A 16,083-nucleotide genomic window follows, 5' to 3' on the forward strand; every position below is an offset into this window, starting at 1 on the left:
GCCAGAAGCAGCCCATCGCGCCAGAGCCATTTCCCCTTCTGGACGAGAACGCGGTTCAGACATGTGTACCTTCAGCCTGAACACGCTTAATGCGGCCGGATTACCGCTGCTGCGCGGTCCTGTACGCGCGAGCTGTGTGCCCGACGAACTGGACCGGAGCATGCTGCGGGATATGAAGCGTCAGTGCTTTACCTCGCGCTGGGATGAGGTTATTCGAGTAACAGGCTAAGTTTTTGTTTAAGGTTTCCGAATTTGCAGATATTCACGATGTCTTCGTCGCTGAATGATAAGCGCTTGTAAATGTTCAGTTCGAATATGGACTCTAGTTTTTGCCCTAGAATCCAAAGGTTTCGACCTTTAGCGGCCCGCTTTTCTGCAGCTAAGTCGTAATGTGTTAGATAATTTCTAGTGTCTACGATTTTGCGAACAATGCTATGGATTGTAGCTTTGTCTCCGAAATGAGATTCGAAGGGTTCGATTAGTTTTTTGATTCTATTGGCTTGGCTAATTTCATTACCATGCTGTAATCGACCAAATAGCCAATCATGCTTTTCTGATGGGCAAGATATTAATAGTTGTAGGGTGAGCGCGTGAAAGTGCTCCGGGTCCATTTGAGTTGCTGTATGTGTGCGCCGACTGAAAGTCTCTAATCCTTGCATTAGTGATAAAAACTTCGAGTCTAAATATTTGTGGGTTCCATTCTGAGTCGAGAAATAAAGGTTCAAAGCAGGGGACAACAGTTCATAATCGTCTAGCCACTTTTTAAGAATATCAGGGAAACGATCGCGAACTTGAGGGTAGGCAAAGCGTAGGTCGTGCCGTTTGACGTCTGGTTTGGATTCTGAAAAAGGGAGGCTGGGGTAGAAAAGCTTTACCTTGATAGACTCGCCGCTATCTGTCGAGCTATCTGGAACCTTGGCGTTCACAGAGTGCATGGATAGTGAACAGGCTGTGGCGAAGCAAAGCAGGTTAGTTATTTTATAAGCGATGTTTGTGAAGTAACTAAAGCATTGAGGTTCTGAGGTTGAGATCTTGATGTACGCAGATTGGGTGATCTTTGCTTCGCTGTATGTGGGAAACCCTGGGATTGTGTAAGCAAAGCAAATCGATATTTCGCAACCGGATTCACTGTATACAATAATCGGTTGTTGTGGTTCGTACATTATCGTTGCAGTGTTTTCACTGCGTTCTACCTTGATGCCGCTGGTTCGAAGCCAATCGTCAATGCCTTCAATGCTAAAGCTGAACTCCGAAAAGACTGTCTCTTCCTCTGCTTCATAGACGGCTCCTATGGTAGCGCGACCGACCCGTATGCGAGATGTAGCGGGCGCTCCGAATGCTAAACTTCTATTTATATAGAAACAGTCGTCGAGAGTTACGGAGCCAGCTTTTTCCAGATTCCAAATAAGTCAACCAATATGATAATCATCTAAGGTCATTAGGTCTGTTTCTATTGTAGTTATTTCAAGCTCAATATCGCCACCGTCACTTATTGTGAGAGTGCCCTGGAACTGTTTCTCAGGGTTGTTTGGTGTAGAGAAAAAGCCGGTTCTTTTAAATTCGCTTTCCAGCCTCATTTGATTCCCTTCGACATAAAATTTTGATTCCCGCAATAACGTATAGGGCATCCATCAGGCTCAGCATGCTAAACCCAATACTAATCTACCTTCGGCTCTACTGATTCGTCCATTCTCGATCTATAGCCCGCTGCGCACTTTTCTTGCTGCTATAGAGATGCCGTAGGCACCGCGGCTTGCTCTGGTCGCCTTAAGTGATGGATTTCTCGGTACCGGACTTAGCGTCGCGGTAGTAGGCAATAATGCCAGTGTAGTTGCCGCCACGGTCGTCTGCCAAATCGTCAAGGGTCGAGATTGACGACGAGCTAAAGATCCGGACGATCTATCCCCGCAAGCGTCTTTTGGAGGCCGGTGTCAGGTGCTTCATAGATTGTATGGTCGGAGAGCTTGGGAATGCTCCAACGCCGCTCGCGAGAATCGATACAACGAGACAGCGCTAGCTACAGCGAAGTGTGTCCGAAGGCGCTTTGGGCCCTGTCACGGGACGTGCACGACGCAATTGTTGAGCGGTCGCTTTTGGCCGACTTCTGCCGGTTAAAGACACCCACTGTACTGGGCTCATCCGACGCACACGATTGGCCCAGCCGTGCGCCAGTGAAGCTCCGTCTGTGTAACTACCACACCGATGGGTGTGGTTCGATCAAGCTAGCTTCGCTGCTAACTCTTCCGCTGTGATGTTGTAGTAGCGCTTGAGCATGTTCACCTCCCGATGCCCCGTCACGCTGGCCAGCTCGATCAAATTCGGCAGCTTGGTCGCAAGCCGACAGGTTGCCTCATGCCGCAGATCGTGAAAGCGCAGATTGATCAGGAAGTCTTCCTGAGGTGTTACCTGCGCAGCCCCGCAATCTCCCAGGTATTTCAGCCTTGCACGCTCCAGACCTCGAACGAAGGCCTTCTTGAGAGCATCAGCCGTGGTGGGAAAGACTCGACCGCACAACGAGCGCGGCAAGTCCTTCAACAGCTGGATGGCCTTAGGCGAAAGCGGGACGGTTCTGGGTAGGCCGTTCTTGGTTGCGGGCAGGTGCGCGGTCCTACGATCCAGGTTCACATGCTTCCAGCGCAGCTCGAAAATCTCGCCACGGCGCATGGCGGTCTCAATCGCCAATTGGACGATGGGCCGTATCCAGGGATTGTGTGATGCATCGGCGTAGGTGCCGTCAGCACGTCGCTCACGAAGCTCTAACGCGCCGAGCATGTATTGCTCTTCAATTGGGTCGAGCCGTCGCGAGCGCTCGTCGTTATAGCTTGGACGACTGACCATCCTGACTGGATTCTCCGCAAGGTGAATTCCCCACTCGCGGCGGGCGACCTCAATCACGCATTGAAACAAAGCCAGCTCACGCTTCACTGTATTGCCCTTGCGGATCTTCAGGCGCTCGTCACGGTAGAGGGCAAAATCTGAAGAGGTTAGGGTGGCAACGATGCGTGTCGCGAGCGGATGACGCTTGAGCGCTTCCAAGCGTTTGATTTCCGAATACGCGCCTTTGTGCTTTGGAGCAATTTCGGAGTTGTAGCGATCGATGAGTTGATGAAAGGCGGTGCGTTCAGCCTCGACGCGAGAGACAAAGATGCCCCGGTCGATTTCGCTTTCGATCATGCGTGCCCAGGCTTGGGCGTCGGCTTTGGTTTCGAAGGTTTTGCGCTGGGCTGGATAGCCTTTGCGACGAATTTGCGCTTCCCACTGATACTCGCCGCGATTCCTGATTGTTGCCATTTCGACCATTCCCGCCACATTTGAGTGTGGCAAATTTGTGGCAAAAACGACTTTCAGGACTAGGACAGGTTTCTGTCAGTAGCGATATCCCCTTGTAATACAAGGGGAAGAAGATGGTGCACCTGACGGGATTCGAACCCATGACCCCTGCCTTCGGAGGGCAGTACTCTATCCAGCTGAGCTACAGGTGCAACGCGGGCGCCATAATACTCATCTGGCCTGCACGCGTCCATGCCGATGACCCGCTGTTAACAATTTAGTGAGACCAAGCCAAGCCGTATCGGCACCCCCACATGACAACCACATCCGCATGCTCCCAGGTACGCTGATCCGAATTCATCCTCACCCCAAACCCCAGCCGTTCTTTTTTTCGAACGCACTATTGTCCTTTAACCCTGTTGTCCCTAGGATTCGTTTGAGATTTCAAACGCCCCGCCCGGCCTTTCTTCTATTCTCCAATCAGGGCCGGCGACAGTCTTATCCGGCGGCGGCCTCGGTCGAGGCGCCCGCACACAACCATTCGCTCCGCCGCGCGCGGTGCTGTTCAGGAGGCCGCAATGCAGCTCAAAGACTCGAAGTTGTTCCGCCAGCAGGCGTACATCAATGGCGCCTGGGCTGATGCCGACGGTGGCCAGACCATCAAGGTGAACAACCCGTCGACCAACGAGATTCTCGGTACCGTGCCAAAGATGGGCGCTGCTGAAACCCGTCGCGCCATCGAGGCCGCTGACAAGGCGCTGCCGGCCTGGCGTGCGCTGACCGCCAAAGAGCGTGGCGCCAAGCTGCGTCGCTGGTTCGAACTGATGATTGAAAACCAGGACGACCTTGGTCGCCTGATGACCCTGGAGCAGGGCAAGCCGCTGGCCGAGGCCAAAGGCGAAATCACTTACGCCGCCTCCTTTATCGAGTGGTTTTCCGAAGAAGCCAAGCGCGTCTACGGCGACGTGATTCCGGGCCATCAGCCGGACAAGCGCCTGATCGTCCTCAAGCAGCCAATCGGCGTTACCGCAGCGATCACGCCGTGGAACTTCCCCGCTGCGATGATCACCCGCAAGGCCGGCCCGGCCCTTGCGGCAGGCTGCACCATGGTGCTCAAGCCTGCTTCGCAAACCCCATATTCCGCACTGGCGCTGGCTGAACTGGCTGAGCGCGCGGGCATCCCGGCTGGCGTGTTCAGCGTGGTAACCGGCAGCGCAGGCGATATCGGCAGCGAGCTGACCAGCAACCCGATCGTGCGCAAACTGTCGTTCACTGGCTCGACCGAGATCGGTCGCCAGTTGATGGCTGAATGCGCTCACGACATCAAGAAAGTCTCGCTGGAGCTGGGTGGCAACGCGCCGTTCATCGTGTTCGACGACGCTGACCTGGATAAGGCCGTTGAAGGCGCGATCATTTCCAAGTACCGCAACAACGGCCAGACCTGCGTGTGCGCCAACCGCATCTATGTGCAGGACGCGGTCTACGATGCTTTCGCCGAGAAGCTGCAGGTTGCCGTCGCCAAGCTGAAAGTCGGCGATGGCTTGGCCGACGGCGTGACCACGGGTCCGTTGATCGACGAAAAAGCCGTGGCCAAGGTCAAGGAACATATCGCTGATGCCTTGAGCAAGGGCGCGAAAGTGCTGAGCGGCGGCAACAGCCTGGAAGGCAATTTCTTCGAACCGACTATCCTGGTCAACGTGCCGAAAAACGCAGCCGTGGCCAAGGAAGAAACCTTCGGTCCGCTGGCTCCGCTGTTCCGCTTCAAAGACGAAGCCGAAGTGATCGCCATGGCCAACGACACCGAGTTCGGGCTGGCGTCGTATTTCTACGCGCAGAACCTGAGCCGAGTGTTCCGTGTGGCGGAAGCGCTGGAGTACGGCATGGTGGGCATCAACACCGGCCTGATCTCCAATGAAGTCGCGCCGTTCGGCGGCGTCAAGGCGTCCGGTCTTGGCCGTGAAGGCTCCAAGTACGGCATCGAAGATTATCTGGAAATCAAATACCTCTGCCTCAGCATCTGAACCCGCTGAGTGGCAGAGTGAAGTAACTGTTCGACAACCTGCGGGACGCGAGAGCGCCGTTTCGCAGGTTTCAGTGGCACCAACCTATTGGTGGCCGGGAGGCCGCGACAGTCGATCATCGTATGCTGTCGCTGTTGACCCCCGCTGCTTGATCCTTGAACCGCGCCGCCCGATGAGCGGCGAATGAGGAAATGATGAGCAAAACTAACGCATCCCTGATGAAACGCCGTGAAGCTGCAGTCCCACGCGGCGTTGGTCAAATTCACCCGATCTTCGCTGAGTCCGCGAAGAACGCCACTGTCACCGACGTCGAAGGCAACGAGTTCATCGACTTCGCCGGCGGTATTGCGGTACTGAACACCGGTCACCTGCACCCGAAAATCATCGCGGCCGTGCAAGAGCAACTGACCAAGCTGACCCACACCTGCTTCCAGGTGCTGGCGTACGAGCCCTACGTTGAGCTGTGCGAGAAGGTCAACGCCAAGGTGCCGGGCGATTTCGCCAAGAAAACCCTGTTGGTGACCACTGGTTCCGAAGCGGTCGAAAACGCCGTCAAGATCGCCCGTGCCGCAACAGGCCGTGCGGGCGTCATCGCCTTCACCGGCGCTTACCACGGCCGCACCATGATGACCCTGGGGCTGACCGGTAAAGTCGTGCCGTACTCGGCCGGCATGGGCCTGATGCCGGGCGGTATCTTCCGCGCCATCTACCCGAACGAGTTGCACGGCGTCAGCATTGACGATTCCATCGCCAGCATCGAGCGCATCTTCAAGAACGACGCCGAGCCTAAAGACATCGCCGCGATCATCATCGAGCCCGTGCAGGGCGAGGGCGGTTTCTACGTCGCGCCTAAAGCGTTCATGGCGCGTCTGCGCGAACTGTGCGACAAGCACGGCATTCTGCTGATCGCTGACGAAGTGCAGACCGGCGCTGGCCGTACTGGCACCTTCTTCGCCATGGAACAGATGGGCGTGAGCGCCGACCTGACCACCTTCGCCAAATCCATCGCCGGTGGTTTCCCGCTGGCCGGCGTGTGCGGCAAGGCCGAATACATGGACGCCATCGCCCCGGGTGGTCTGGGCGGCACGTACGCCGGTAGCCCAATCGCGTGTGCTGCTGCGCTGGCAGTCATGGAAGTGTTCGAAGAAGAGCATCTGCTGGATCGTTGCAAAGCCGTTGGCGAGCGTCTGGTCACCGGTCTGCGTGCCATCCAGGCCAAGTACCCGGTCATCGGTGAAGTCCGCGCGCTGGGCGCCATGATCGCCGTCGAGTGCTTCGAGAACGGCGACACCCACAAGCCGAACGCGGCTGCCGTGGCCCAAGTGGTCGCCAAGGCCCGTGACAAGGGGTTGATCCTGCTGTCCTGCGGTACCTACGGCAACGTATTGCGCGTGCTGGTCCCGCTGACCTCGCCTGACGAGCAGTTGGACAAAGGCCTGAAGATCATCGAAGAATGCTTCGCTGAAATCGCCTGACTTCACGCCGATGAGCCGCAGCCACGTTTGATAAGGACGTGACCGCTTCATCAGAAAAAACCTGCCTCGGCAGGTTTTTTCGTTTATGGACGTCGGAAAATTTTCCTCCGGTCTGTCTCCTTGCCCAGTCTTTGACTAAGGTAAGGAGACTGATGCCGGAGAGTCATGATGACCGTTGTAGAGGCGCTAGCCGTTCCCCGCGTGTTGATCGCTGAATCGGACCCCTGGGCCCGCGAGATGCTCAACGAATTGGTTCTCGACGTGCGTTGCGACGCGCAGCTGGACATCTGTTCCAACGGCCGAGAGGCGATCGAGCGGATGAGCGGGTATATCCCCGACCTGGTGATCGCTTCCCGCGAGTTGCCCGGCGTCGATGGCCTGAGCCTGCTGCGCGGGTTGCGCCAGTTGCGTCGCCAGCCACCGGTTCGTTTCATTCTGCTGAGCAGTCGCAGCGACAGCGTCAGTGTCCGCGAGGCCGTGCAACTGGCGCCCACCGCCTACCTCACCAAACCCCTGAACATGGAAGGCCTGCGCCATCGGCTGGAAGCGCTGCTGTTGCAGGACGGTGCGCAGGTCGCCTGTGCGGTGCCCGCGTTGGCGCCGGGTGTCGGGCTGGATGCGTTTCTGGAAAAGCGTCGCGAAGTGGCCGACGGCGGGCCGCTGTTCGTTGATGTGAGGGCGGCGGTGGCCAGCAGTCGCGGGGCGTCGGGTGTTGATCTGACGTTGCTGGAACAGGCGCTGATCCATGACCCCCATGTCACCGCACTGTTGATTGCCGCCGCTAACAGCGCGTCGAATCATCAGGGCAAGCCCGTGCAGACGCTGAGGCAGGCGCTCGCCATGTTGGGCGCCACCCAGAGCGTCAATCTGGTCCAAGGTCTGGCCCTCAAGCGCGGGGCGGTGCTGACGGATGCAACGTTGTTGCTGCATGCCACGGAAATCTGGGAGGTCTCGCAACGCACCGCCGAATGTGCGCGGACGCTGGCGCGCAAGCTGGATCTCGATCATGAGCGCTGTTACTGCGCCGGCTTGCTCAGGGGCCTTGGCGAACTGACCGTGTTGCGCTGTATGCAGGACTGGCTGATCGCCGGCGGCTCCCTGGATGAGGCAACCATTCGCCGTGCGTTGGCGCAGTATTCGGCCTCGTTCGGCTCGGCATTACGCACGCGTTGGCGCCTGCCCCTGGAACTGCGTGAATTGATCGCAGCGGTGTATCAATACAACACCGGGGTTTTTACTCGCGAAATCCTGGCGATGAATGTGGCTGGGCAGATGGGCTCTCTCGGGCTTGAAGACCCGCTGGAGGCGCTGGCGAAAAGCAAGTCGGCGCGGCTGTTGAAGGTCAGCGAGTCAGATCTCGAAAGGGTGCGCAACAAGACGGTGGCGTAGCCGGATGTAGATTTCAGAACAGGCGGCTTACACCAACACGATCTGATTCTTGCCCTGACGCTTGGCCTGGTACATCGCAGCGTCAGAGCGTGCGTAGAGCGCTTCGAGGCTCTGGTCTTGATCGCCGAGGTTGGTCAGCCCCTGGCTGGCGGTGATGCCGAAGGTTTTGTCGTTGCACTGAAAGCTAAGGCGCTGAATCTCACGCTGCAACCGCTCGGCAATCTGCTGGGCCATTTCCGGCGCACAGCCCGGGAATACGGCGGCGAATTCTTCCCCGCCAATCCGCCCGAACAGATCACCACGACGCAGCGTCTTGCGCCCGCACTCGGCAATGCGTTGCAGCACCAGATCGCCTTCCTGATGGCCGTAGGTGTCGTTGACCAGCTTGAAATCATCCACGTCCAGCAACAGGAACGCCATCGGCGTGCCCTGCAGACGCGCTTGCTCGAACTCCCGTTGAGCGCATTCGAAGAAGTGCCGGCGGTTGCTGCTCTGGGTGAGCACGTCGGTGGTGGCAAGACGCTGCAACTCGTCTTCGAGGTGCTTCTTCTCGGTGATGTCTTCGGCGATGCCGACCACGATCAGGCGCTGGCTGTGCTCGGCCTGATGACTGACAAAGCATTTATCGCTCAGCCAGCGGACCTGGCCGTCAGCACGAATGATGCGGTACTCGCGGTCTTCGATGGAGCCCTTTTCGAGCACTTCGCTCAGGCTGCGCTCGGCGTAGTCCAGGTCATCGGGGTAAATGCTGTCGCGCCACTCGCTGTAGTCCGCGAGCAACAAACCGGCGGAACGGCCGAAAATGCGCTCGTAAGCGGGGCTGACATAGATCATGCGTTGCGTCTGCCAGTCGAACGCCCATAACACGGCGTTGACGCTGACCAGCAGAGAACTGAACAGCTGCTCGCGCTCGCTGAGGCGGGCCACTTCCGCCTGGGCATGCATCAGCGCCAGAAGGGTTTCTGCTGCGGCGGGTGTCTCAACGTGGGGAGTCTGATTGTCCATGAGCACTGCATCTCAGAATAAGGTGCGGCGCATGCCACAACATGTCACACAGCATAGTGCGAAGGTGTTAGTGAGATAGGAGTAATGGCACTAAGTTCCGATCGGTGCCACCCGGACGAATGGTCACCGATCAACGGCATCAAGCGTGTTGAGGCCGCAGTGAGTAGGTTTTCAGCTGATCAGCGAAGTCACGCAGCGATTGAATGCCGCTGGCTTCCGCCTCGTGGACCCAGTCCTTGATGGCTGCCAGCATGTCATGACCATTGCTGCTGGTCTTCGCCCAGATCTGCTGCAGCGCCAGACGTTTTTCGTAAATCACTTTCAGTGCCTGGCTGTGCTCCAGCATGGTCTGGATGCGCGCTTGATGCTTGTCTTCCAGCAGGCTGGGCTCGCGAGAAAGCAGGCGTTTGGCGCGGCGGAACTGGTGACGTACGGAGGCATCGGCTTTCGCCAGTTCCTGTGTCACCAACGGCGCGATGACCAGCTTGCGGTACTGAGCCATGATCTGGAAACGGTTGTTGAGGATGGCCATCGCCGTGTCCATGTCCAGATGACCCTTGCCTTCAACACGGTGCGCGATCGGCGCGACCCGTTGCACCTTCGCCAGGCGCAGCCAGCTGAATACCTTGATCCACGCCCAGCCCATGTCGAACTCCCAGCGCTTGACCGACAGCTTGGCCGAGTTGGGGTAGGTGTGGTGGTTGTTATGCAGCTCTTCGCCGCCGATCAAAATGCCCCAGGGCACCAGATTGGTGGCGGCGTCGCGGCATTCGAAGTTGCGATAGCCGACCGCATGGCCCAGGCCGTTGACCACGCCCGCCGCCCACACCGGGATCCACATCATCTGGATCGCCCAGACGGTGATGCCAATGACGCCGAACAGCGCCAGATCGATCACGCCCATGATCGCGATGCCCAGCAGGGGATAGCGCGAATACAGGTTGCGCTCGATCCAGTCCTCGGGGCAGTTTTTGCCGTAGATGCGCAGTGTCTCGGGGTTCTCCGCTTCGGCGCGGTACAGCTCGGCGCCTTTGCGCAGCACGGTCGACAGACCCTTGATGACCGGGCTGTGCGGGTCATCGACGGTTTCGCATTTGGCATGGTGCTTGCGGTGGATAGCGGTCCACTCGCGGGTATTCTGCGCCGTGGTGAGCCACAGCCAGAAACGGAAGAAGTGCTTGAGCCCTGCGTTGAGTTCCAGGGAGCGATGCGCTGAATAGCGATGGAGATAGACCGTGACGCCGACGATGGTGACGTGTGTCATCGCCAGTGTGACTGCGACCAATTGCCAGACGGAAAGGTCGAGCAGACCGTTGTTCCACATAGGCTGAGTTGCCCTCGGTTGTAACGCGTGCAATGTACGGATCCGCCTGAGCAGACCCTGAGACAGAAGGGCGCATTATCACTTAGCTCGCAGATAAAACCACCCGCTCTTTCAGATAAGCGTCGCAAGATGTTTCTTGTTCTATAATTTCGGACTTTCGCAAGGTTGTTTCTATCTATGTCGAGCACTACCCGGGATGCGCTAAGCACCGCAACGTTGTACGGGGTTGTATCGATTGGGTGGTCGGCGGTCATGGACCATGTGCTGCCGCGGCTGATCGACGACGCGACTGTGTTGGCGCGGGCGCAACAGGCCGGCGGTTATCTCTGGCTGGCCTTCAGCGCGGTGATGATCTATCTGGCTCGCTCGCGACTGCTCCGATTCATGGGCGTCACCGAGTTGGCGCGCCGTGATGAGGACATGCAGCGTCTGCGGCTGGCAGCAGCCGTGTTCGACACCACCCTGGAAGGCGTGCTGGTCACCGATGCCACGGGCGTGATCGTGCATGTGAACCGCGCCTTCAGCGAGATCACCGGGTATCAGCAGGATGAAGTGCTGGGTCTGCGGCCGAGCAAATTCAAATCAGGGCGCCATGGCCCCGAGTTCTACGAGCGCATGTTCAAGACCATTGTCAGCGCCGGGCAATGGAGCGGCGAAATCTGGAACCGTCGTAAAAGCGGCGAAATCTACCCGCAGTGGCAAAGCATTCGTCCGATCAGAGACGAGCGCGGTGAAATTACCCAGTTCGTCGCGGTGTTTTCCGACATCTCTTCGATCAAGCATTCCGAGCGCGAGCTGGCGCATCTGGCCCATTACGACCCGCTGACCGGTCTGCCCAATCGCCTGCTGTTCACTGACCGCGCCGAACAGGCGCACACCCACGCCCGTCGCAACAAACGCAGCCTGGCGTTGTTGCTCGTCGACCTGGACCACTTCAAGCACATCAACGAAAGCCTCGGCCACAACGCCGGGGACGAGGTGCTGAAGGCTGCCGCCGAGCGCCTCGAAACCCATCTGGAGAAGGGCGTCACACTGGCGCGGCTGGGTGGCGACGAATTCGCGATTCTGCTCGAAAACTCCCAGCAGGTCGCGCAGTCCGCCGAACTGGCGCAGAGCATTCTGGAAGGGCTGCGGGAGCCTTTTCTGGTCAGCGGGCAATCGCTGTTTCTGACGGCCAGCGTCGGCATCAGCATCTTCCCCCACGATGCGCTGACTGCCGAGCAGTTGCTGTGTAACGCCGATGCCGCGCTTTCACAGGCCAAACACCAAGGCCGTGAGAGCTACGCGATGTACACCGCCGAATTGACTGCTCACGCCCAGCGCCGTGTCGAGTTGGCGGCCGAGCTGCGACAGGCTGTCGAGGAGAACGAACTAAGGGTGTTTTATCAGCCGATTCACAACCTTCACAGCCGCGGCATCGAAGGCGTCGAGGCGCTGGTGCGCTGGCAGCATCCGTCGCGGGGCATGGTTTCGCCGGGTGAATTCATCCCGATTGCCGAACAAAGCGGGCTGATCGCCGACATCGATAACTGGGTGCTGACCGAAGCCTGCCGGCAGATGGGTGAGTGGCTGGAGGACGGCGTGAATGTATCGTTCGTCGCAGTCAACGTGTCCAGCCGGTTGTTCGGTCGCGGTGATCTGGATCGGCGGGTGGCCAAGGTGCTGAACGAAACCGGACTGGCGCCGCAGTTTCTCGAATTGGAGGTTACCGAAAGCGCGATCATGGACGACCCCGATCAAGCCATCGAGCAGATGCACCGGCTGCGGGATCTGGGTCTGAAACTGTCCATCGACGATTTCGGCACCGGGTATTCGTCGCTCCTGCGGCTCAAGCGTATGCCGGTGCAAAAACTGAAAATCGATCAGGGGTTTGTCGCCGGCTTGCCGGACGACGATGACGACATCGCGATCGTCAACGCCATCATCGCCCTGGCACGGGCCATGGGCATGCGCGTGCTGGCAGAAGGTATCGAGCAGGCCAGTCAGGCCAGTTTTCTGCTGAAGCACAACTGCGAACTGGGCCAGGGCTACTGGTTCGCCCGGCCTATGCCGGCGGAGCAGATCAACTGGCAGCATGCGCCGGTGTTTGTCTCTGCGTGATACGGCGGCCTACACGTGACGCTGTTGTAGGAGCGCGCTTGCCCGCGATAAACGATGACGCGGTGAGTCTGATGAACCTCTTCGTCTGCATCGCGGGCAAGCGCGCTCCTACATTGGATCGGCGTTAGATCCTCAAATCCCGGCTGAACACCGACCGCCTGCGTACTCACTTCCCAAATTCCTTTTGGTTATATCTGCATTCTTAAATAGTATTTTTAAGAATATCTCTGCGTCTCTACTATCCCGCTCACGCCACAAGCAGCGGCCGCCCCCCACGCTGCGGCACATCTTTCAAGGAGCAGGAACATGAGCGCATCTCTACGTAGCGTCGACGGCCAGGACGAAGCAAGCATTTTGCGTGAAATTCAAAGCGCGCTGCGCGACCTGCGCTTTGGTGCGGTTGAAATCACCGTGCACAACGCGCAGGTGGTCCAGATCGAGCGAAAGGAAAAATTCCGTCTGCAGAACCCGAGCAACAAGCAGGGCTGAGCCACGCTCCCGCATCACTAACGCTGCATGACCTAAAACTAGAAAAAGCCAACAGCACAAAATGTGTCCAGGAGCCTGATTCATGTCCATTCGTCGTTATGCGCTGGCCGCTCTCGCCAGTGCGGTGTTTGCCGGTTCTGCTGTCGCCAAGGACTTCACCCTGCTGAACGTGTCGTATGACCCTACGCGCGAGCTGTACCAGGACTACAACGCCGAATTCATCAATTACTGGAAAAAGTCCCACCCGGGCGACACCGTGAAAATCAACCAGTCCCACGGTGGCTCGGGCAAGCAGGGCCGCTCGGTGATCGACGGCTCGCCTGCCGACGTGGTGACCCTGGCACTCGCCGGCGACATCGACGAAATCGCCAAGCTGGGCAAGACCATTCCTGCGGATTGGCAGACCAAGCTGCCGGACGCCAGCACCCCGTACACCTCGACCATTGTGTTCCTGGTGCGCAAGGGCAACCCGAAAGGCATCCATGACTGGGCCGACCTGATCAAGGACGGCGTGTCGGTGATCACGCCGAACCCGAAAACCTCGGGCGGCGCGCGCTGGAATTTCCTGGCGGCTTACGGCTACGGTCTCAAATCCAATGGCGGCGATGAAGCCAAGGCCAAGGAATACATCGGCAAGCTGTTCAAGCATGTGCCTGTGCTGGACACCGGTGCACGGGGTTCGACCATTACTTTCGTCAACAACGGTCAGGGTGATGTGTTGCTGGCGTGGGAAAACGAAGCGTTCCTGGCGCTGAAAGAAAACGGCGGGGCGGACAAGTTCGACATCGTCGTACCTTCGCTGTCGATCCTGGCCGAGCCTCCCGTGGCTGTCGTCGAGAAGAACGCCGAGAAGCACGGTACCGCCGAAATCGCCACCGAATACCTCAAGCACCTGTACAGCAAGGAAGGTCAGGAAATCGCGGCGAAAAACTTCTATCGTCCTCGGGACACGGAAGTGGCGGCCAAGTACGAGAAGCAGTTTCCCAAACTGAATTTGCTGACCATCGACAAAGACTTCGGCGGCTGGAAATCGGCTCAGCCCAAGTTCTTCGATGATGGCGGTGTGTTCGATCAGATCTACATCCCGCAGTAGTCGCTGAACGGTGTAGGAGCGCGCTTGCCCGCGAATGCGTTGTGTCAGTCAATGCATTTGGCACAGGCAGATGGCTATCGCGGGCAAGCGCGCTCCTACAGGTGGATCACTGGCATCGGGTGCGGTTTCTGATAGATATTTCCGCGCAGCGCCAGCGGAATAAATGGACCCGGACTCGTTCCGGGTAACGTGTGTAAACCAAGGACTTTTATGTCGCGACGCATATCCCCCGTCATACCCGGCTTCGGGCTGACGCTGGGTTACACATTGGTGTACCTCAGCCTGATTGTGCTGATACCGCTTGCGGTCATGTTCATCCACGCTTCCCAGCTGAGCGCCGTTCAGTTCTGGAACATCGTTACGGCCCCTCGCGTGCTCGCAGCACTCAAGCTGAGCTTCGGCACAGCATTTTGCGCGGCGATCATCAACGGCATCATCGGCACGCTGCTGGCCTGGGTGCTGGTGCGTTACACCTTCCCCGGTCGCAAGATCATCGACGCGATGATCGATCTGCCCTTCGCACTGCCCACCGCCGTTGCCGGTATCGCGCTGACCGCGCTGTACGCGCCGAACGGTTTCATCGGCCAGTTTGCCGCCGACCTGGGCATCAAGATCGCCTACACCCCCTTCGGCATCACCCTGGCACTGACCTTCGTCACCTTGCCCTTTGTGGTGCGCACGGTTCAGCCGGTGCTGGCCGACATCCCCCGGGAAGTCGAAGAAGCGGCGGCATGCCTTGGCGCCAAACCGCTGCAAGTGTTCCGTTACATCCTCGCGCCTGCCTTGTTGCCTGCCTGGCTGACCGGCTTTGCGCTGGCCTTCGCCCGAGGCGTGGGTGAGTACGGCTCGGTGATTTTCATCGCCGGCAACATGCCGATGAAAACCGAAATCCTGCCGTTGCTGATCATGGTCAAGCTCGACCAGTACGACTACACCGGCGCCACGGCAATTGGCGTGATGATGCTGCTGGTGTCGTTCGTGCTGTTGCTGCTGATCAATCTGTTGCAGCGACGCATCGAAACCCCTAACTGAGGAGGCGCACCCATGTCTGATTCATCGCTCATTGCTGCGTCCTCCGCCAATGCTGCCCGTCGTGGCAGCGCGGTGTCGCGGCGCATTCTGATCGGCCTTGGCTGGCTGGTCTTTGCGTTCTTTCTGTTGCTGCCGTTGGTGGTGGTGATCGGCCAGGGCTTGAGCAACGGCCTCGGCGGATTCTTTGCGGCCATCCTGGAGCCCGATGCGTTGTCGGCCCTCAAGCTCACCGTGTTCGCGGTGCTGATTTCGGTGCCGCTCAACGTGGTCTTCGGCGTCGCGGCAGCCTGGTGCGTGAGCAAATACTCGTTCCGTGGCAAGGCGATTCTGGTCACGCTGATCGACCTGCCGTTCTCGGTCTCGCCGGTCATCGCCGGTCTGATTTACGTGCTGATGTTCGGCGCCCGTGGCGTGTTCGGCCCCTGGCTGCAGGACCACGACATCCAGATCGTCTTTGCCCTGCCGGGCATCGTACTGGCGACCATCTTCGTGACGGTGCCGTTCGTCGCCCGCGAGCTGATCCCGCTGATGCAGGAGCAGGGCACGCAGGAAGAAGAAGCCGCGCGCCTGCTCGGTGCCAATGGCTGGCAGATGTTCTGGCACGTGACCGTCCCCAACATTAAGTGGGGCCTGATCTACGGCGTGGTGCTGTGTACCGCGCGGGCCATGGGTGAGTTCGGCGCGGTGTCGGTGGTGTCGGGGCACATTCGCGGCGTGACCAACACCCTGCCCCTGCATGTCGAGATTCTCTACAACGAGTACAACCACGTGGCTGCATTTGCCGTGGCGAGCCTGTTATTGATCCTTGCGCTGTTCATCCTGCTGCTCAAGCAGTGGAGCGAAGCGCGCATTAGCCGTCTGCGCAAAAACGCGGCGGAGGAATAA

13 protein-coding genes, 1 tRNA gene and 1 pseudogene are annotated in these 16,083 nt (G+C 58.5%); 8 read left to right on the forward strand and 7 right to left on the reverse strand.

Annotated elements, in window-relative coordinates; translation table 11 throughout:
* Positions 1 to 209: 209 nt before the first annotated feature.
* The 5 genes and pseudogenes from BMY98_RS26840 to BMY98_RS13815 all read right to left on the reverse strand — a co-directional run bounded on the left by BMY98_RS26840 (position 210) and on the right by BMY98_RS13815 (position 3,482).
* Complete coding sequence (locus BMY98_RS26840; RefSeq protein WP_175514170.1) at positions 210 to 1,406, reverse strand: ApeA N-terminal domain 1-containing protein; 1,197 nt, start codon at positions 1,404 to 1,406, stop codon at positions 210 to 212.
* A 3-nt stretch (positions 1,407 to 1,409) separates the two neighbouring features.
* A complete protein-coding gene (locus tag BMY98_RS27905) occupies positions 1,410 to 1,628 on the reverse strand; it encodes a hypothetical protein (RefSeq protein ID WP_139214498.1) in 219 nt (72 codons plus the stop codon).
* Between the two features lie 46 nt (positions 1,629 to 1,674).
* Positions 1,675 to 1,863: pseudogene (locus BMY98_RS27645) on the reverse strand (phage late control D family protein); the annotation flags it as partial.
* A gap of 354 nt (positions 1,864 to 2,217) precedes the next feature.
* The gene (locus BMY98_RS13810; protein WP_245760064.1) at positions 2,218 to 3,300 is read right to left on the reverse strand and encodes a site-specific integrase; all 1,083 of its coding nucleotides are present in this window, start codon (positions 3,298 to 3,300) and stop codon (positions 2,218 to 2,220) included.
* Between the two features lie 105 nt (positions 3,301 to 3,405).
* Positions 3,406 to 3,482, reverse strand: a tRNA-Arg gene (locus BMY98_RS13815).
* A 366-nt stretch (positions 3,483 to 3,848) separates the two neighbouring features.
* Here BMY98_RS13815 and gabD point away from each other — a divergent pair.
* The 3 genes from gabD to BMY98_RS13830 all read left to right on the forward strand — a co-directional run bounded on the left by gabD (position 3,849) and on the right by BMY98_RS13830 (position 8,155).
* Entirely contained in the window at positions 3,849 to 5,291 is a 1,443-nt protein-coding gene (gene gabD, locus BMY98_RS13820) for an NADP-dependent succinate-semialdehyde dehydrogenase (protein WP_074890068.1), read from the forward strand.
* Positions 5,292 to 5,485: 194 nt separating this feature from the next.
* Positions 5,486 to 6,766, forward strand: coding sequence for a 4-aminobutyrate--2-oxoglutarate transaminase (gabT, locus tag BMY98_RS13825; protein WP_074890070.1), 1,281 nt, complete (start codon positions 5,486 to 5,488; stop codon positions 6,764 to 6,766).
* Positions 6,767 to 6,931: 165 nt separating this feature from the next.
* Positions 6,932 to 8,155: an HDOD domain-containing protein gene (locus BMY98_RS13830; protein WP_074890072.1), complete on the forward strand. Its 1,224-nt coding sequence runs from the start codon at positions 6,932 to 6,934 to the stop codon at positions 8,153 to 8,155.
* 27 nt (positions 8,156 to 8,182) lie between these two features.
* Here BMY98_RS13830 and BMY98_RS13835 read toward each other — a convergent pair whose 3' ends face one another.
* A complete protein-coding gene (locus tag BMY98_RS13835; protein WP_065990974.1) occupies positions 8,183 to 9,160 on the reverse strand; it encodes a GGDEF domain-containing protein in 978 nt (325 codons plus the stop codon).
* Positions 9,161 to 9,299: 139 nt separating this feature from the next.
* Positions 9,300 to 10,484, reverse strand: coding sequence for a delta-9 fatty acid desaturase DesA (desA, locus tag BMY98_RS13840; protein ID WP_074890076.1), 1,185 nt, complete (start codon positions 10,482 to 10,484; stop codon positions 9,300 to 9,302).
* A 177-nt stretch (positions 10,485 to 10,661) separates the two neighbouring features.
* Between desA and dibA the strand changes: the two genes are divergently transcribed.
* The 5 genes from dibA (at position 10,662) to cysW (ending at position 16,083) form a co-directional block, all read left to right on the forward strand.
* Positions 10,662 to 12,584, forward strand: coding sequence for a phosphodiesterase DibA (gene dibA / locus BMY98_RS13845; RefSeq protein ID WP_074890079.1), 1,923 nt, complete (start codon positions 10,662 to 10,664; stop codon positions 12,582 to 12,584).
* Positions 12,585 to 12,890: 306 nt separating this feature from the next.
* Positions 12,891 to 13,073 carry a sulfur starvation response protein OscA gene (gene oscA / locus BMY98_RS13850; protein ID WP_065990977.1) on the forward strand — a complete coding sequence of 61 codons (183 nt, stop codon included), beginning with the start codon at positions 12,891 to 12,893 and terminating at the stop codon, positions 13,071 to 13,073.
* A gap of 82 nt (positions 13,074 to 13,155) precedes the next feature.
* A complete protein-coding gene (locus BMY98_RS13855) occupies positions 13,156 to 14,166 on the forward strand; it encodes a sulfate ABC transporter substrate-binding protein (protein WP_074890081.1) in 1,011 nt (336 codons plus the stop codon).
* 210 nt (positions 14,167 to 14,376) lie between these two features.
* Positions 14,377 to 15,198, forward strand: coding sequence for a sulfate ABC transporter permease subunit CysT (cysT, locus tag BMY98_RS13860; protein WP_074890082.1), 822 nt, complete (start codon positions 14,377 to 14,379; stop codon positions 15,196 to 15,198).
* Positions 15,199 to 15,210: 12 nt separating this feature from the next.
* Positions 15,211 to 16,083 carry a sulfate ABC transporter permease subunit CysW gene (cysW, locus tag BMY98_RS13865; protein ID WP_074890084.1) on the forward strand — a complete coding sequence of 291 codons (873 nt, stop codon included), beginning with the start codon at positions 15,211 to 15,213 and terminating at the stop codon, positions 16,081 to 16,083.

Source organism: Pseudomonas graminis (assembly GCF_900111735.1).
GTDB lineage: Bacteria > Pseudomonadota > Gammaproteobacteria > Pseudomonadales > Pseudomonadaceae > Aquipseudomonas > Aquipseudomonas graminis.